The organism is Streptomyces sp. NPDC057543, from assembly GCF_042801895.1.
Classification (GTDB): domain Bacteria; phylum Actinomycetota; class Actinomycetes; order Streptomycetales; family Streptomycetaceae; genus Streptomyces.
Genome location: NZ_JBHVFF010000008.1, coordinates 1 through 17,520, shown reverse-complemented (window position 1 = coordinate 17,520; position 17,520 = coordinate 1). Strand labels below are relative to the sequence as shown.

The 17,520-nt window shown below is 69.4% G+C and carries 11 protein-coding genes; 7 read left to right on the top strand and 4 right to left on the bottom strand.

The window, feature by feature from the left end:
* Positions 1-19 precede the first annotated feature (19 nt).
* Positions 20-2,623 carry an alpha-glucan family phosphorylase gene (gene glgP, locus ACFU8Q_RS02890; protein WP_384447106.1) on the bottom strand — a complete coding sequence of 868 codons (2,604 nt, stop codon included), beginning with the start codon at positions 2,621-2,623 and terminating at the stop codon, positions 20-22.
* Between the two features lie 802 nt (positions 2,624-3,425).
* Between glgP and ACFU8Q_RS02885 the strand changes: the two genes are divergently transcribed.
* The 4 genes from ACFU8Q_RS02885 (at position 3,426) to glgB (ending at position 11,422) form a co-directional block, all read left to right on the top strand.
* Entirely contained in the window at positions 3,426-5,477 is a 2,052-nt protein-coding gene (locus tag ACFU8Q_RS02885) for an alpha-1,4-glucan--maltose-1-phosphate maltosyltransferase (RefSeq protein ID WP_384447037.1), read from the top strand.
* Complete coding sequence (gene treS / locus ACFU8Q_RS02880) at positions 5,474-7,180, top strand: maltose alpha-D-glucosyltransferase (RefSeq protein ID WP_384447036.1); 1,707 nt, start codon at positions 5,474-5,476, stop codon at positions 7,178-7,180. The genes ACFU8Q_RS02885 and treS overlap by 4 nt, the downstream gene beginning before the upstream one ends.
* 238 nt (positions 7,181-7,418) lie before the next feature.
* Positions 7,419-8,813, top strand: coding sequence for a maltokinase (locus ACFU8Q_RS02875; RefSeq protein ID WP_384447034.1), 1,395 nt, complete (start codon positions 7,419-7,421; stop codon positions 8,811-8,813).
* A gap of 116 nt (positions 8,814-8,929) precedes the next feature.
* Positions 8,930-11,422, top strand: coding sequence for a 1,4-alpha-glucan branching enzyme (gene glgB / locus ACFU8Q_RS02870; protein ID WP_384447032.1), 2,493 nt, complete (start codon positions 8,930-8,932; stop codon positions 11,420-11,422).
* 71 nt (positions 11,423-11,493) lie between these two features.
* Here the strand turns inward: glgB and ACFU8Q_RS02865 are convergent, their stop codons facing one another.
* Positions 11,494-12,390, bottom strand: a complete 897-nt coding sequence (locus ACFU8Q_RS02865; protein ID WP_384447030.1) for an NAD(P)-dependent oxidoreductase — start codon at positions 12,388-12,390, stop codon at positions 11,494-11,496.
* 154 nt (positions 12,391-12,544) lie between these two features.
* On the bottom strand, positions 12,545-12,745 hold the full coding sequence (locus ACFU8Q_RS02860) for a hypothetical protein (RefSeq protein ID WP_384447029.1): 201 nt from the start codon (positions 12,743-12,745) through the stop codon (positions 12,545-12,547).
* Between the two features lie 677 nt (positions 12,746-13,422).
* Here ACFU8Q_RS02860 and ACFU8Q_RS02855 point away from each other — a divergent pair.
* Together ACFU8Q_RS02855 and ACFU8Q_RS02850 are read left to right on the top strand one after the other, a co-directional pair.
* A complete protein-coding gene (locus tag ACFU8Q_RS02855) occupies positions 13,423-14,475 on the top strand; it encodes a MarR family transcriptional regulator (protein ID WP_384447028.1) in 1,053 nt (350 codons plus the stop codon).
* Positions 14,476-14,554: 79 nt separating this feature from the next.
* Positions 14,555-15,493, top strand: a complete 939-nt coding sequence (locus ACFU8Q_RS02850) for an ankyrin repeat domain-containing protein (RefSeq protein ID WP_384447026.1) — start codon at positions 14,555-14,557, stop codon at positions 15,491-15,493.
* Between the two features lie 223 nt (positions 15,494-15,716).
* Here ACFU8Q_RS02850 and ACFU8Q_RS02845 read toward each other — a convergent pair whose 3' ends face one another.
* Positions 15,717-16,559 (bottom strand): oxidoreductase, encoded by an 843-nt coding sequence (locus tag ACFU8Q_RS02845; RefSeq protein WP_384447024.1) that lies wholly within the window; start codon positions 16,557-16,559, stop codon positions 15,717-15,719.
* Between the two features lie 66 nt (positions 16,560-16,625).
* Between ACFU8Q_RS02845 and ACFU8Q_RS02840 the strand changes: the two genes are divergently transcribed.
* Positions 16,626-17,291, top strand: a complete 666-nt coding sequence (locus ACFU8Q_RS02840; protein WP_384447023.1) for a DNA-binding response regulator — start codon at positions 16,626-16,628, stop codon at positions 17,289-17,291.
* Positions 17,292-17,520 lie beyond the last annotated feature (229 nt).

The following is a 17,520-nucleotide window of genomic DNA, read 5'->3' as shown; positions in this document are numbered from 1 at the left end:
GAGGCCCGGAGACGGTACGTCAGCGCATCAGCACGCCCGCGCCGTCCCCCGCCGACTCCGTGGGCAGCGCGACCAGGCCGAGCTCCGCGCCGGTCGCCAGCAGCGGATGGGCGGGGAGCACCCGCACGGTATAGCCGTACGGGCCGGTGCGGTCGAGGGCCAGCGGACCCTCGTACAGCCAGCGGCCGTCCAGGTCCTGGCCCCCGGCGGGCTTCAGCGGGAAGAGCTGGGCGTCCGAGATCCCGTCGGCGGCGTCCACCCGGCCGGCCACCGCCTGCACCTCCACATCGTCCGGCTCCAGCGCCCCGAGGTCGATCCGGACCCGCAGCACCAGCGTCGACCCCAGCTCGGCCGAACCGCCCGCCGTGTCGGGCGCCACCGCCACCACGTGGTCGACGGCGACGCGCGGCCAGGCGGCGCGGACCCGGGCCTTCCAGCCGGCGAGCTGCCGCGCGGCGCCGGGGTCCAGCGCACGCTGGGCGAGCGCGGCGGGCGCGTACAGCCGCTCCACGTACTCGGTCACCATGCGCCCCGCCAGAACCTTGGGCCCGAGCGTACCCAGGGTGCGGCGGACCATCTCGATCCAGCGTTCGGGGAGCCCCTCGCCGCCCCGGTCGTAGAAGCGCGGCGCGATCCTGTCCTCGATCAGCTCGTAGAGGGCGCCGGCCTCGAGATCGTCACGGCGGTCCTCGTCCAGGGCCAGACCGTCGGCCGTCGGGATCGCCCAGCCGAAGTCCGGCTCGAACCATTCGTCCCACCACCCGTCGAGGACCGAGAGGTTGAGGCAGCCGTTGAGCGCCGCCTTCATGCCGCTCGTACCACAGGCCTCCAGCGGGCGCAGGGGGTTGTTCAGCCAGACGTCGCAGCCCGGGTAGAGCTTCTGCGCCATGGCCATCCCGTAGTCCGGCAGGAACACGATGCGGTGGCGCACCCGTGGATCGTCGGAGAACCGCACCAGCTCCCGCACCAGTCGCTTCCCGCCGTCGTCGGCGGGGTGGGCCTTGCCGGCGACCACGATCTGGATCGGGCGGGTGGGGTGGAGCAGCAGTTCCCGCAGCCGGTCGCGGTCGCGCAGCATCAGCGTCAGCCGCTTGTACGAGGGGACCCGCCGGGCGAAGCCGATGGTCAGCACGTCCGGGTCCAGCACGTTGTCGATCCAGCCGAGTTCGGCGGCTTCTGCGCCCCGGTCACGCCAGGAGGCGTAGAGCCGTCTCCGCACCTCGTCGACCAGTTGTGCGCGCAGTGACCGCCGCAGATCCCAGAGTTCCCGGTCCGGGACGTCGGCGGCGGAGTCCCAGCGGCCGGGTGTGCCGCCGTAGTCCTTGCGCAGCCGGAGGATCTCGGGCGCGACCCAGGTGGGCGCGTGGACCCCGTTGGTCACCGAGGTGATCGGCACCTCCGCCGCGTCGAAGCCCGGCCACAGCCCGGCGAACATCTCCCGGCTGACCGAGCCGTGGAGGGTGGAGACCCCGTTGGCCCGCTGGGCCAGCCGCAGTCCCATGACCGCCATGTTGAAGAGCTCGGGCTCGCCGCCGGGGAAGGTCTCCATGCCCAGTTGCAGGATGCGTTCGACGCCCACCCCCGGGAGTTCGCCCTCGTCCCCGAAGTGCCGGGCGACGAGTTCGCGGTCGAACCGGTCGATCCCGGCGGGCACGGGCGTGTGGGTGGTGAAGATCGTTCCGGCCCGTACGGACTCCACCGCGGAGTCGAAGTCCAGCCCGGTGCCGGAGAGTTCACGGATGCGTTCGAGCCCGAGGAATCCGGCGTGCCCCTCGTTGGTGTGGAACACCTCGGGTGCCGGATGCCCGGTGAGACGGCAGTACGTCCGTACCGCACGTACGCCGCCGATGCCCAGGAGCATCTCCTGGAGCAGCCGGTGCTCGCTGCCGCCGCCGTACAGCCGGTCGGTCACTTCGCGTTCGCCCGGCGCGTTCTCCTCCACGGCGGAGTCGAGCATCAGCAGCGGGACGCGTCCCACCTGGGCCTGCCAGATGTGGGCGTGCAGCGAACGGCCACCGGGCAGGGTGAGCACCACCCGGCTCGGGGTGCCGTCGGCTTCGCGCATCAGGGTGAGCGGCAGCTCGTTCGGATCGAGTACGGGGTAGTGCTCCTGCTGCCAGCCGTCGCGGGACAGGCTCTGGCGGAAGTAGCCGTGCCGGTAGAGCAGTCCGACCGCGACGAGGGGGACGCCGAGGTCGCTGGCGGCCTTCAGGTGGTCCCCGGCGAGGATGCCGAGTCCGCCGGAGTACTGGGGCAGAGCGGCGGTCACCCCGAACTCGGGTGAGAAATAGGCGACGGCGGCCGGCAGTTCCGCCCCCTGGGCCAGTTGCTCCTGGTACCACCTGGGTCCGTCCAGGTAGTCCCGGAGGTCCGCGGACGCCTCGGTCAGCCGGTGCAGGAACTGCTCGTCGCGGGCGAGCTCGGCGAGTCGCCCGGCGGACACGGCACCGAGCAGCCGCACGGGGTCGCACTCCGCCGTCCGCCGGACCTCCGGGTCGACGGCCTGGAAGAGCTCACGGGTCTCGGTGTGCCAGGACCAGCGCAGATTGCGGGCGAGGTCGCTGAGCGGTTGAAGGGGATCGGGGAGGACGGGACGCACGGTGAATCGACGGATGGCCTTCACGTATTCCACCATTACAGGGGACGTACGGATCCGAGGGGACGCACCACGGTGTGCGCCGCTCCGTCACCCTCGACATCAGCCGTGGGCCGCGCCCCGCAACCGTGGCCCGCGCCCCGCAACCACGCCCCGCAACCGTGGCGCGCGACCGGCTCGCCGCGCGCGCCGCCGACCGCAGGACACACCCGGTGCCGCCCCGTTTCCGCCCGGGTTCCACCCCGTTTCCGCCCGAGGGCGATCTCCGCGCAGCCCGCCCCCGCCTCATCCGCACCCGGTACCTCTCGCGGCCCGTAATTACACATCCGCCCCGCAGGTAATGGCCGATTCCCTTCCCTCGTCCGGTCTTGTGGCACCTCGCACCAAGGGGAAAGCTGCGCAGTGGCGTCCGGGAAGCACCGACGAGCCCGCGCACGTGCGGCAGCGCTCGGCGCATTCAGTTCGTTACAGATACGCCCGAGTAGTTGACACACCACCGGATTGGCCTCCCGGGAACTGTGGGAAGGCTTCTCCGGTACGGAGCCCGAGTGCATCACGGGAACATGCGAATGCCGCCTGAATGCAGCACGAATACGAGGCACCCGCGGGGCCGGTGTCCAGCCGGTTTACCTCCGCGAAACACATCCGCACCCCAGCCATTCGAGTGCCATTCGAGTGAATGCGGACAGGAGCGGCCATGCCCACACCCCGTCAGTCGTCAACAGAGCAGCTAGAAAGGACGGACCCCATCGGTCGCGGTGCGCGCATTCCGCCCTCCGCGGTCGCGTCGCGTCCCGTTCGGTCCGAGCCCCAGTCCCCAGGTGATTCCATGATCGGTCGCATTCCCGTCCTCGACGTCCGCCCACTCGTCGACTGCGGCAGAAGGCCCGCCAAGGCCGTTGCCGGCGAGACGTTCCAGGTCACCGCGACCGTCTTCCGGGAGGGCCATGACGCCGTCGCCGCCAATGTGGTCCTGCTGGATCCGAACGGGCGCCCCGGTCCCTGGACGCCGATGCGCGAGCTCGCCCCCGGTACCGACCGATGGGGCGCCGATGTCACCCCGGCATCCGAGGGCCGCTGGACGTATACGGTCGAGGCCTGGAGCGATCCGGTCACCACCTGGCAACAGCGGGCCCGGATCAAGGTCCCGGCCCGGATCGACACCGCGCTCGTCCTGGCGGAGGGCGCCGAGCTGTACGAACGGGCCGCCGCGGGCGTGCCCAAACGGGACGGGCGCGAGGCGGTGCTGGACGCGGCCGACGCCCTGCGCGACGAGTCCCGCCCGGCCGCGGCCCGGCTCACCGCGGCGCTCATCCCCGAGGCGCGGGCCGCGCTCGCCCGTCACCCGCTGCGCGAACTGGTCACCGCTTCCCATCCGCTCCCCCTGCTGGTCGAGCGCCGGCGGGCCCTGTTCGGCTCCTGGTACGAGCTGTTCCCCCGCTCGGAGGGCGCCAGGGTGGTACCGGCCAAGCCCGCCGGTACGGCGAAGAAGGGCAGAGCCGGCAGGGCGGGAAAGGCGGCGGTACAACCGGAGAGGATCATCAGCGGCACCTTCCGTACGGCCGCCGAACGGCTTCCCGCGGTCGCCGCCATGGGTTTCGACGTCGTCTACCTCCCGCCCGTCCACCCCATCGGAACCACCCATCGCAAGGGCCCCGACAACTCGCTCTCCCCCTCTCCCCACGACGTGGGCGTGCCCTGGGCGATCGGTTCGGCCGAGGGCGGTCACGACGCCGTCCATCCCGAGCTCGGCACGCTCGACGACTTCGATCATTTCGTCGCGACCGCCCGCACCCTGCGCATGGAGATCGCGCTTGATTTCGCGCTCCAGTGTTCCCCCGACCACCCCTGGGTCGAAAAACATCCCGAGTGGTTCCACCACCGCGCGGACGGCACGATCGCGTACGCGGAGAATCCGCCGAAGAAATACCAGGACATCTATCCGATCGCCTTCGAAAAGGACCTGCGCGGCCTGGTCGAGGAGACCGGGCGCATTCTCCGTTTCTGGATGGGTCACGGGGTACGGATCTACCGCGTCGACAATCCGCACACCAAACCGGTGATCTTCTGGGAGAAGGTGATCGCCGATATCAACCGGACCGACCCGGATGTGATCTTCCTGGCCGAGGCATTCACCCGTCCCGCGATGATGCGTACGCTCGCCGCCATCGGCTTCCAGCAGTCCTACACGTATTTCACCTGGCGCAACAGCAAGCAGGAAATCACCGACTACGTGACGGAGTTGTCGGGCGAGACCGCCTCCTACATGCGCCCCAACTTCTTCGTGAACACCCCGGACATCCTGCCGGGCTACCTACAGGACGGCGGCCGTCCGGCCTTCGAGGCGCGGGCCGTTCTCGCCGCCACGCTCTCGCCGACCTGGGGCGTGTACGCGGGGTACGAACTGTGCGAGAACACCCCGATCCGGCCGGGCAGCGAGGAGTACCTCCACTCGGAGAAGTATGAGATCCGGCCCAGGGACTGGGAGTCGGCGGAGCGCGAGGGCCGCTCACTGGCCCCGCTCATCACCCGCCTCAACCGCATCAGGCGCCGCCACCCTGCGCTGCAGCAACTGCGCGATGTGCACTTCCACTCCGTCGACAACGACGCGTTGATCGTCTACAGCAAGCGTTCGGGTTCGAACATCGTTCTGGTGGTCGTCAACCTCGACCCGCACCACACCCACGAGGCCACGGTCTCGTTGGACATGCCGCGACTCGGCCTCGACCGGCACGAGAGCGTGCCGGTGCGCGACGAGCTCACCGGCGATTCCTATCACTGGGGCAGGACCTTCTATGTGCGTCTGGAGCCGGGTGTCACGCCCGCGCACATCGTCGTCCTGCGACCGTCCCCGCCGACCGGAGGGTCACCCACACCATGATCGTCAATGAGCCCGTCCACGACCTGTTCGAGGACACCCCGGCCAAGGACCGCGATCCCGACTGGTTCAAGCGCGCCGTTTTCTACGAGGTCCTCGTCCGGTCCTTCCAGGACTCCAACGGCGACGGCATCGGGGATCTCAAGGGCATCACCGCCAAGCTGGACTACCTGCAGTGGCTCGGCGTCGACTGCCTCTGGCTGCCGCCGTTCTTCAAGTCACCCCTGCGCGACGGCGGTTACGACGTCTCCGACTACACCGCCGTACTCCCGGAGTTCGGCGACCTGGCCGATTTCGTGGAGTTCGTCGACGCCGCGCACCAGCGCGGCATGCGCGTGATCATCGACTTCGTCATGAACCACACGAGCGATCAGCACGAGTGGTTCCAGCAGTCCCGCACCGACCCCGACGGGCCGTACGGCGACTACTACGTCTGGGCCGACGACGACAAGCAGTTCCCGGACGCCCGGATCATCTTCGTCGACACGGAGACGTCCAACTGGACCTTCGACCCGGTGCGCAAGCAGTACTACTGGCACCGGTTCTTCTCCCACCAGCCCGATCTCAACTACGAGAACCCGGCGGTGCAGGAGGAGATCATCTCCGCGCTGCGCTTCTGGCTGGACCTCGGCATCGACGGCTTCCGCGTGGACGCCGTGCCGTACCTCTACCAGCGCGAGGGCACCAACTGCGAGAACCTCCCGGAGACCCACGACTTCCTCAAGCGGGTCCGCAAGGAGATCGACGCGCACTACCCGGACACCGTGCTGCTCGCCGAGGCCAACCAGTGGCCGGAGGACGTCGTCGACTACTTCGGCGAGTTCCAGGCCGGCGGCGACGAGTGCCACATGGCGTTCCACTTCCCGGTGATGCCGCGGATCTTCATGGCTGTCCGGCGCGAGAGCCGCTACCCGGTCTCCGAAATCCTGGCGAAGACACCGGCGATCCCGGAGAACTGCCAGTGGGGCATCTTCCTGCGCAACCACGACGAACTCACCCTCGAAATGGTCACGGACGAAGAGCGCGACTACATGTACGCGGAGTACGCCAAGGATCCGCGGATGCGGGCCAACATCGGCATCCGGCGGCGGCTCGCCCCTCTGCTGGACAACGACCGCAACCAGATCGAGCTGTTCACGGCGCTGCTGCTGTCCCTGCCCGGCTCCCCGATCCTCTACTACGGGGACGAGATCGGGATGGGTGACAACATCTGGCTGGGCGACCGGGACGCGGTCCGCACACCCATGCAGTGGACCCCCGACCGGAACGCCGGATTCTCCTCCAGCGACCCCGGGCGGCTCTACCTCCCCACGATCATGGATCCGGTCTACGGCTATCAAGTCACCAATGTCGAGGCGTCGATGGCCTCTCCGTCGTCGCTGCTGCACTGGACGCGGCGGATGATCGAGATCCGTAAGCAGAACCCCGCCTTCGGTCTCGGTTCGTTCAGCGAACTGCCGTCGTCGAACCCCGCGGTGCTCGCCTTCACCCGGGAGCACGGGGACGATCTCGTGCTGTGCGTGCACAACTTCTCGCGGTTCGCGCAGCCGACGGAGGTCGATCTGCGGTCGTTCGACGGGCGTCATCCGGTGGAGCTGATCGGCGGGGTGCGCTTCCCCGCCATCGGTGAGTTGCCCTACCTGCTGACTCTCGCCGGACACGGTTTCTACTGGTTCCGACTGCGCAAGGACGCGCCGCCGAACTGACCGGGCGCCACTTCCCACCACCCACCGCGGGGCGGTTTCCGCCGCCCCGCACGGGGCACTCTCCCCCACATCGAGCACTTCCGGGACCTTCCGGGTCCCTGCTGGCGTTTCGAACCCTTCGAGTCGAGTCCGTACGGACCATCCTGACCCGACACGTCCCGCACAGCCGGACAGCTAATGCCGCAATCCGGGACACTCTTCGCATCCTGTGGTGTGCCCGGGGAAAGGACGCGATGCCATGTCGGAGGCTGCGCCCACTCGGGTCGCCCTGGCTGACAGCACAGCTCTGCTCCCGTCTCTCGCTCCCTTGTTGCACGAATGGCTGCCCCGGCAAAGGTGGTTCGCGGGCAAGGGACAGCCGATCGCGGCCTTCTCGCTGCTGTCGGCGACCGAGATGCTGCCGGTGGACACCGGCCAGGTCGGCGCCCGCACCGGGCTGCTCCATCTGCTGGTCCGGGCCCATCAGCCGTCCATGCCGGGGCAGTCGCCGGACGACTGCTACCAAATCCTGCTCGGCGTACGGTCCGTGCTGCCGCCGCGGCTGGCGCCCGCGCTCATCGGCCATGTGACGGACGGGCCGCTCGCCGGCCGCACCGTCTACGAGGGGCTGCACGACCCGCGCCTCGCGGAACTCCTGCTGGAGCGGTTCCGTACGCCCGGCACCCTCGGCGCGCTGCGCTTCGACCGGGGCGGCGCCCCGATCGCCGCGGGGCTCGCGCCGCGACTGCTCGACACCGAGCAGTCCAACACCTCGCTCGTCTACGGCAACGCCTACATCCTCAAGATCTTCCGCCGGATCTTCCCGGGCACCAACCCCGATCTGGAACTGCCGCTCGCGCTCGCGCGCGAGGGCTGCGGACGGGTGCCCGCCCCCGTCGCCTGGTTCGAGTCCGCCGCCCCCGAGCCGCTCACCCTCGGTGTCCTGCAACCGTTCCTGCGCGGCGCGGAGGACGGCTGGCAGCTCGCTCTGCGCGCCCTCGCCAAGGGCCTCGACTTCACCGGCGAGGCACACGCCCTCGGCAGAGCCACCGCCGAGGTCCACACCGCGCTCGCCGTCGCCCTGCCGCAGCCCGCTCTGCGCCGCGCCCAGACCGAGCATCTCGCCGCCGCGATGGTGCAGCGCCTGGAGGCCGCCGCGCACGCGGTACCGGCGCTCATGCCGTACGTCCCCGGACTGCGCACCGCCTTCGACGCGGTGGCCGCGCTGGGGCACCGGGGCCGCAACTGGGCGGCCCAGCGGGTCCACGGCGATCTCCACCTCGGCCAGACGTTGCGCGCGGCCGACGGCTTCTGGTCGCTGATCGACTTCGAGGGCGAACCGGCCCGGCCACTGCCCGAGCGCCGCCGGCCGCAGCCCCCGGTGCGCGACATCGCGGGCATGCTCCGCTCCTTCGACTACGCGGCCCGCTCGCACCGCCCGTGGAACGCCGCGTGGGCGGCGCGCTGCCGGACCGCCTACTGCGAGGGGTACGCCGAGGCCGCGGGTGTCGACCCGCGCAGTGAACCGGAGCTGCTGCGCGCCCATGAGACCGACAAGGCGGTGTACGAGGTGCTGTACGAGGCACGTCACCGGCCCGATTGGCTGCCGGTCCCGATGGCGGCGATCCAGCGCCTGGCCGCCGTCGCCGACTGACGGCCCGGGGACGCCGCCCCTGTCGCCCGGTTCGAGGCCGCCGCCCGTCCCCGTCCCGTTCCCGTACCGGTTCCTCCCGCTCCGCTCCGCCAATACCCTCCGAGGAGGCTGTCCCTGTGACCGCCCGCAAGCCGTCCCGTAAATCGCCCGCCCGCACCGAAGCCGAGATCAAGGCCGAGACCGAGGTCGAGGCCCCCCAAGCCCCGCCGGTGACACCGGCCGGGAAGGTATCCGCCGCGGCCCCGGCGAAGGTGGCCGCCCAGCCCTCTCCGGAACCGGCCACCCCCGCCGAGCGGCAGAAGCCGGCGGCCGGGCGAGCCGCTGCTGATGCCGGTGTCGCCACTGGTGCCGGTTCCCGTTCCGGCGCTACGCCGCCGCGTCGCCGGGAAGGCGCCGGCAGCCAGGGAGTACGCAAGGCACACCCCCTGGACGAGGGCGACCGGGCCCGGCTGCTGTGCGGCGAGCACTACGCCCCGCACGACCTGCTCGGCGCCCACATGGGCCGCAGCGGTGTGACCTTCCGGGTGCTGCGCCCCTTCGCGCGGTCCGTCACCGTGCTCGCCAAGGGACTGCGGGTCCGGCTGCACGACGACGGCGACGGCCTCTTCTCGGGCCTGCTGCCGATGCCCGCGCTCCCCGAGTACCAACTCCTGGTCGCCTACGACGACAACGAGATCGAGGTGCAGGACCCGTACCGCTTCCTGCCCGCGCTCGGCGATCTCGATCTGCATCTGATCGGCGAGGGACGACACGAGGAGCTGTGGACCGCCCTCGGCGCGCAGCCCATGGAACACCAGGGCGTCCCGGGCACCCGGTTCACCGTATGGGCCCCCGACGCGCGCGGGGTGCGGGTCGTCGGCGACTTCAACTTCTGGGACGGCACCGGTTTCCCGATGCGTTCGCTCGGCTCCAGCGGGGTGTGGGAGCTGTTCCTGCCGGGAATCGGGGAGGGCGCGCTCTACAAGTTCGACATCTGCCGCCCGGACGGTTCGCACACCACGCGCGCCGACCCGATGGCCCGCCGCACCGAGGTCCCGCCCGCCACCGCCTCGATCGTGACGGCCTCGCACCACGAGTGGCGGGACCGGGAGTGGATGGCCCACCGGGGCGACGTACCGGTGCACGAGGCGCCGTTCTCCGTGTACGAGGTGCATCTGCCGTCCTGGCGCCCGGGGCTCACGTACCGCGAGCTGGCCGGCCAACTCCCCCGATACGTAAAGGATCTGGGGTTCACGCATGTGGAGATGATGCCGGTCTCCGAGCATCCCTTCGGCGGTTCGTGGGGCTACCAGGTCACCGGCTTCTACGCCCCGACGTCGCGTCTGGGCACACCGGACGACTTCCGCTTCCTCGTCGACGCGCTGCACCGGGCCGGCATCGGCGTCATCGTCGACTGGGTGCCCGCACACTTCCCGCGCGACGACTGGGCGCTCGCGGAATTCGACGGCCGTCCGCTGTACGAGCACTCGGACCCGTCGCGGGCGGCGCATCCGGACTGGGGCACGCTGGAGTTCGACTACGGGCGCAAGGAGGTGCGCAACTTCCTTGTCGCCAACGCGACTTACTGGTGCGAGGAGTTCCACGTCGACGGGCTGCGGGTCGACGCCGTCGCCTCGATGCTCTATCTCGACTACTCGCGCGAGGACGGGAACTGGTCCCCGAACGAGCATGGCGGCCGGGAGAATCTGGATGCCGTCTCCTTCCTCCAGGAGATGAACGCCACCGTCTACCGGCGCAATCCCGGTGTCGTCACCATCGCCGAGGAGTCCACCGCCTGGAACGGCGTCACCCGCGCCACCCACCATGTCGGTTCCGACGGTTTCGGCGGACTCGGCTTCGGGCTGAAGTGGAACATGGGCTGGATGCACGACTCCCTCCAGTACATGTCGAAGGAGCCGGTGCACCGCAAGTACCACCACAACGAGATGACCTTCTCGATGGTGTACGCGTACAGCGAGAACTACGTCCTGCCGATCTCGCACGACGAGGTGGTGCACGGAAAGCAGGCACTGGTCAGCAAGATGCCCGGCGACTGGTGGCAGCGGCGCGCCAACCACCGGGCGTACCTCGGCTTCATGTGGGCCCATCCGGGCAAGCAACTTCTTTTCATGGGGCAGGAGTTCGCGCAGGGAGCGGAGTGGTCGGAGGGGCACGGCCCGGAATGGTGGCTGCTCGACCCCTCGTACGAGGCGGAGAGCGACCACCGGGGCGTACGCACCCTGGTCGGCGACCTGAACGCGGTGTACGCCGCCACGCCGGCGCTCTGGCAGCGCGACACCGTCCCGGAGGGCTTCGACTGGGTGGACGGTGGCGCGGCCGAGGACAACGCCTTCGCCTTCCTGCGCTACGACGCGCACGGCTCGCCACTGCTCGCCGTCTGCAACTTCTCCCCGGTGGTGCGGCAGGACTACCGCATCGGCGTGCCGGACGTCCTCGGCGGTCAGGTCGCGTGGGCGGAGGTTCTCAACACGGACGCCGCCCGGTACGGCGGCAGCGACGTGCACCACCCCGGCCCGCTGAAGCCGGAACGGGTGGCCGCGCACGGTCGTCCCGGCAGCATCCTGCTGACGCTGCCACCGCTGGCGACGGTCTGGTTCAAGCCGATGTGATCCGGCGGAGGGGCCCGCGACGACCGCTGGAACCCGAGGTCCGGTCGCGGGCCCTTGCCGTGCCCGCCCGCTCAGCCGCCGATCGCCTCGACCGTGCTCGCCCAGGAGTCGACGCCGTGCCCCTTGGCAATGGCACGGTCGCAGACGGCCTTGATCGCCTCCAGTTGGGCCGAGTCCAGGCCTCTGCTGCGGGACGAGTGCAGCACGTGGTCGACACCGGCGGTCATCATGGCGAGGTTGGCACCCGCGCCGTTGTAGTCCTTCGCGTCGATATCGGCCGCCGTCCCGGCCACTATGGGCGGCAGGATGTTCACGATGGTCCGCAGATACGGGGCGATGGCGGCCGCGGGAATGTTCTCGGCCCCGGCCAGGGCGAAGGCGTGGACCAGCCCCGCCATGCTCCCGTAGAAGAAGTCCAGCATCGCCATGTCGTACGCGGCGGCGAGTCCGTGATCCGGGCCCAGGAACGGGGCGCCCGCTCCGAGCGCCTTGAGCACGGCCTCGTACCTGTCGTACGCGGACTGCGACCCCGCGTAGAAGATCAGCGCCTCCGGCCCGCCGATCACCTCGATGGGCACCATGACGGCGCCCGCCAGATAGTCGAGCGCATGGGCGTCCGCCCAGGCCGCGGAGGTACGGACGCTGTCCGGGGTGTCCGAGGTGAGGTCGACCAGCACACGCCCGGCGAGCGCGCCCGTCAACGGCGCCAGGATCTGCCGCGAGGCCTCGTGGTCGACGACACAGACGACCACCAACTCACTTGCTCCTACCGCCTCTTCAACCGATCCGGCTCGTACGGCACCCCGGGCGACGAGCTCTTCGCCCTTGCCCGGCGAGCGGTTCCAGATGGTGGTGCGATGGCCGGCTTCGAGGAAAGCCCCGGCGAGGGCCTGACCCATGGCGCCGAGGCCGATGACGGTGACGGTTGCGGGGGCAGGTTCGATCGAGGAGCTGTTCTTAGACGTCATGCGCACCATGGTCATCACGGCGCAGGCACCCGCCAAGAACCCACTTATTTCTCAGATACCCACCAAAAGGAAAGCATCCAGGCCAGGCCGCCGGGCTCGAGGCTCGGAGCTTGTGTGCGGTGATGAAGGCAGAGTCCACGGCCCATGACCCTCGTCACGAGTCCATCCACGTTCGCCAAGGTCTGGTGATCAGCTCACGGTACGTGTGGTGGGACGGATTGCGCCCCGAGTGCGAAAGAGCCCAGCCCTGCGGGGTCTCCCAGTCCTCCGCCGCAGCGGAGGACTCGCCGCAGACGACGCACAGCATGGCGTACGTCTGCGGTTCCGCATCCGGCTCCTGGTTCGGCGCGAGCATGTGAAGTGTCCCGACCCGCACACTTCCGCCTCGCTCGGCTTTTCGAACGACTCCCAGGGACAGGCCCGCCTGCTCGGCGAGCCGTTCTTGACCCAGGCCGGCACGGCGTCGAAAGCTGCGAATGTTCTCCGACAGCGGCATGGGATCACCTCCCTTTCAGGGTAAGTCCGTTGGGATCGAGGAGAGAGCGCCGTCCCTCGGGCGAATGGCGAAGAAGACGGTCGGCAGGCCATTCCGATGAGGTGCCGTTTGAGGAACCGGCTCCGCAATTCACGGACGGTGGTGGCGTGCGGGTCTGTCGGTCGAGCAGCGCCACCCGACCCTCGGTACCCGAGTTCCGGGCTTCGAGGGGCGGGGTTCGAGCTCCGGGACCGGCTGATTCACTCTTTCGTGGGTACGTGGAGGGGGTCGGTCCCGACGCTTGAGCTTCGGGATCCGGGTGTCGGGATCCGGGCTCCGGGATTCGAGCGCTCTTGTTCAACCGGTTGGTAAATGAAGGGGGTTGGGGATACCCTCCCCACCCTCCCCGACCCGTCACGACCAGCAAGTAACGACTAATTGTGACCAGCTTGCGGCGCGCTGTTGCGGCTGCTTACGGTGCCCCCAACGAAACGACCCCGACACGGTGTTGAACCACCGGGCCGGGGTCTCACCCCAAGATCGAATCGAGCGATCTCGTGGCTACCGAGAACCTTAGTCCTGCCCTGCGTACGCCCGCATCCTCGCGCCCGTACGCGAAAGCCGTCCGCGGCTATGGCAAGCGATCCGCACCGGACCAACACCCCGCGTGCGCGGACGACTTCATGTTGCTGCCCGAGCGTGAGCGCTACATCGCCGGGTACGTCGACCACCTGCCCGACGGTGCGGCCATGGACATCAAGTCACTGGCCAAGAACATCCCCCGGTACGGGCAGATGGCCGTCGGCAGCGCCCTCAGGGCACTGGGAGTGGCCGGTCACCTGCGGCACGCCCAATGCCGGGTCGAGCAGCGCGGCCAGGTCCGCTGGGTCACCCGTACGTTCTGGTCCCGCACCGCCCGCGACAACGAATGGTGGAGCGCCTTCCTCGACGCCGAGAACGACCGAGCCGCCCAAGAAGCAACCGCTCCCCCGACGCCGCCCCGGATCCCCACGGGGACGCCCGCCCCCCAAGCCGGGGCAGAACCGTCGGCCCCGGCCCCCGTGACACCGGCCGAGCCAGAAGCGCAGCCCACCGCGCCCGGCCCCCTGCCCGCCGTACCGCAGCAGCGAACCCCCGAACCCGCCCCGGCACACCCCTCGCCCGCGTACCTCGCTCTGGCCCAACTGGGCCGAATCGAACCACGCCTGGCCCTCTCAGCCGCCGACTGCACCGTCCTGGAACCCCTGGCCGCCCAGTGGTTCACCCGAGGCGTCGACCCCGACTACCTCACCCATTCCCTCACCTCCGGACTTCCCACCCAGGTCGACTCCCCCATCGGCTTCGTGCGCCGCCGCCTCAACGACAAGATCCCACCCCACCTGCCCACCACCCCAACACCGGCCACGCCCAGCAGCACCGTCCGCCGCCTGTCGATGGAATGCACCGAATGCGGCACACCCGGCCCGCCCGAAGCACTCCCCGACGGCCTCTGCCGCCCCTGCCGCACACCCGCCCTGCACGCCGCGCGCGAGCAGGCCACCGGAGCCGACACGGAACGCGACGTCGGCGGCCTCGTCGCCGAACTCCGGGGCATGCTCAAGCGCCCCTGAAACGCGCCTCAGCTCGGGCATCGGCCGTCGGCCTACGATGACCAGCACTGCGGAGAGCTCTCGATCAAGGATCACGACGATGACACTTCTACGCGCGAGCAGCAGCGGCGACACCGAATCAGTGCGGAAGCTCGTTCAGACCCAGTCCGACGTGGACGTGCGCGCCCGGGGAACGGGGAGAACACCCCTTCTTGAGGCGGTCATAAGCGGTCACCTCGATACGGTCGCTGTCCTCTTGGCAGCGTCTGCCGATATCGAGGCACGTGACACTGCCGTCGGATTCACGCCGTTGGGCTGGGCCGCTGCACAAGGGAACACGCACCTTGTGCGGGTGCTCCTTGAGTACGGTGCCGATGTAGACAGCGCCAATGGCGACTTCGCTCGCACTCCGCTCATGCTCGCGTCCCAACAGGGTCACGCGGACGCCGTGCGAATCCTGCTTGGGCACACCGCGCGTGTCGCCATCACGGACAGCTCCGGCCAGAATGCGCTCTCCCTGAATCGTGAATCGCACGGCAACGATGGGGCAACGCACGTTCATCGGCTACTCGTCGAAGCCGGCGCCGTTCTTCCGCCACCCGTTCCTGAGCCTCCCGCTCTCCCCTGGCCTTCTGTCGCCCCCGCCCAAGTGACCTACGACGACCCTGTCGCAGTCATACGCGGCTTCATCCTCCGGATGGCGAAGTGGGAACAGGACGCGCTCGCCGATCGAGCCCGGGACCTCAACGCACTGTGTGCAGAGCGAGACGTACTCGCGTCGGCCTATCTCAGCGTCCGGCCGCGCACCTACCGCCCGCACAGCATCGGGACACCGACAGAAGTGGATGAACGCGAAACACTCCACTCCGTCCACTATCCCAAGCCCAACCGATGCGAACTCCTCGTTCGTGATCCACTCGGCCACCCGTTTCGTTCCGAACGGCTCTACACCGCAGTCAAGAAGCACGGCGAATGGCGCCTCGACACGCTGAAGACCCGCAGGCTGGGCACCGCCGACTGGTGCCGGGCGCTGCTCTGATACCCGGTTGTAGGCCGCCGTTCCCGACAGGGCACGAGATGAGTCGCGCTCGTGGACACCGAGGGGTGGTTCAATCGGGGCAGTTGGGCTGGGTCGGCCTGGAGGAGTGGGCATGTGGCCCCAGACTGCCTTCTTCAACCGGTGCAGCTCGGTGACGGTCGGGGATATCGGGCGGGCGGCGGCAACGGGCATGGCAGGCAAGCCGACTTCCAGAGCCGACCAGTTAGCCGCGCAGGTCGGACAGGTCCTCGTCACTGAGACTGAGATCGTTCGCCGCGAGGTTCTCCTCCAGGTGATCGAGTGAACCGGTGCCCGGAATCGCCAGCAGCGACGGCGAGGTCGCCAGCAGCGCGGCGAGCTGCACCTGCGTGGCGGTCGCGCTCAGGCGAGCTGCGACCTTGCCGAGCCGTTCGGCGTCCAGCGGACTGATGCCACCGCCGAGCGGGAAGTACGGCACGTACGCGATGCCCCCTTCCTCGCATTCCGCCAGCAGCCCCATGTCACTGGTGTACCGGTTCTGCACCGCCGCCACAGGCGCGATTCCTCGGGCCTCGGCGAACTGGACGGCGTCGACGTTACTGACGCCCAGGTGCCGGATCAGCCCCTCCGCCCGGAGTTCGGCCAGCACCGCGAAGCGTTCGGCGATCGACTCGCCGCCCGGCCCGGTCATCCCGCCCACCCGCAGATAGACCAGGTCGAGCCGGTCCAGCCCAAGAGAGCGCAGATCCGCCTCGACCAGGCCGCGCAGCTGATCAGGCGTCGCCTGCCCACTCGGCACACCGTCTGGCGTGGGCAGCGGCCCGACCTTCGTCGCGATCACCAGATCGTCACGGTACGGGGACAGCGCCCTGCGGATCAGCTCGTTGGCCCGCACCGCACCCCTGCGGTAGAAGCCGGCCGTGTCGATGTGGTTCACGCCCAGCTCCACGGAGCGCCGGAGCACCGCGATGCCGTTCTCAGGGTCTCGCGGCGGGCCGTCAAAGGTGCCTGCCGCCAGGCGCATCGCGCCGAAGCCGAGCCGGTTGATGGTCAGGTCTCCGCCGAGGGAGAACTTCTTGATCGTCATAACGTCATGGTGTCCGCCGCCACGACGCCCCGCGAGCTTGTGGCAACTTGCTGCCAGACTTGAGGTATGCGGAACGAGCAGGTGTTCTCCGTCCGAGGGGACGCAGAGTTGATCGTGCGTGCCAGCCATCTCTTCGAGTCCGCGCAGACCGAGTTCCTGTGCGCCGCCCGAGACCTCAAGACCTTCTCGCAGCCACAGGCGAGGGCCGCGATCCGCAACCGGATGCGCGCTGCGCGCTCCCCGGACTTCACCCCCCGCAAGCTGCTCAGCCCGGTCGCGCTCGCCGACGAGGAGGCCCGCGCGCATCTGCGGCTGGTGCAGAACCAGGGGGCTCTCGTTCGGATCAGCGGCTCGCTGCTGCCGCACGAGACCATCATCATCGACCGGCGAGTGGTGATCCTCGCCGGCGCAGAGACCCCTACCGGCCGCGAATACACCGTGACGACATCGCAGATCCTGGTCGACGGCGTCCACTCACTGTTCCAGGCGATCTGGGACACCGCCGTCGATCCCGACACCTATCTGCGGAAGAACATCCCCCACCTCGATGCTGAAGGCCGCACGATCCTCAAAACCCTCGGTTCGGGACTCACCGACGAATCGGCGGCCAAGCAGCTCGGCCTTTCGCTACGCACCTACCGGCGGCGCGTGGCCGAACTGATGGTCAAGCTGGAGGCCGACTCCCGCTACCAGGCCGGGCTGCGTGCGGGCGAGCTCGGGCTACCCCGCTAAGACCGTAGTGAACGCAACCTGCAGCGGTCTGTGCACCTGAGCACCTCGGGCCGCGCAACCAACCGTCCGTCGCGCCGACCCCCGATGAACTTCCGGAGCCGACCCCGTAGTCACTCATGACACCCCTCAACTCGCCGCTGTAGCCCGCAGGCCGCAGGCCGCAGGCCGCAGGCCGCAGGCCGCAGGCCGCAGGCCGCAGGCCGCAGGCCGCAGGCCGCAGGCCGCAGGC

Coding starts and splice junctions, on each gene's coding strand:
- ACFU8Q_RS02885 (WP_384447037.1), top strand. CDS start 3,426: ATGATCGGTCGCATTCCCGTCCTCGACGTCCGCCCACTCGTCGACTGC.
- treS (WP_384447036.1), top strand. CDS start 5,474: ATGATCGTCAATGAGCCCGTCCACGACCTGTTCGAGGACACCCCGGCC.
- ACFU8Q_RS02875 (WP_384447034.1), top strand. CDS start 7,419: ATGTCGGAGGCTGCGCCCACTCGGGTCGCCCTGGCTGACAGCACAGCT.
- ACFU8Q_RS02865 (WP_384447030.1), bottom strand. CDS start 12,390: ATGACGTCTAAGAACAGCTCCTCGATCGAACCTGCCCCCGCAACCGTC.
- ACFU8Q_RS02860 (WP_384447029.1), bottom strand. CDS start 12,745: ATGCTCGCGCCGAACCAGGAGCCGGATGCGGAACCGCAGACGTACGCC.
- ACFU8Q_RS02850 (WP_384447026.1), top strand. CDS start 14,555: ATGACACTTCTACGCGCGAGCAGCAGCGGCGACACCGAATCAGTGCGG.
- ACFU8Q_RS02845 (WP_384447024.1), bottom strand. CDS start 16,559: ATGACGATCAAGAAGTTCTCCCTCGGCGGAGACCTGACCATCAACCGG.
- ACFU8Q_RS02840 (WP_384447023.1), top strand. CDS start 16,626: ATGCGGAACGAGCAGGTGTTCTCCGTCCGAGGGGACGCAGAGTTGATC.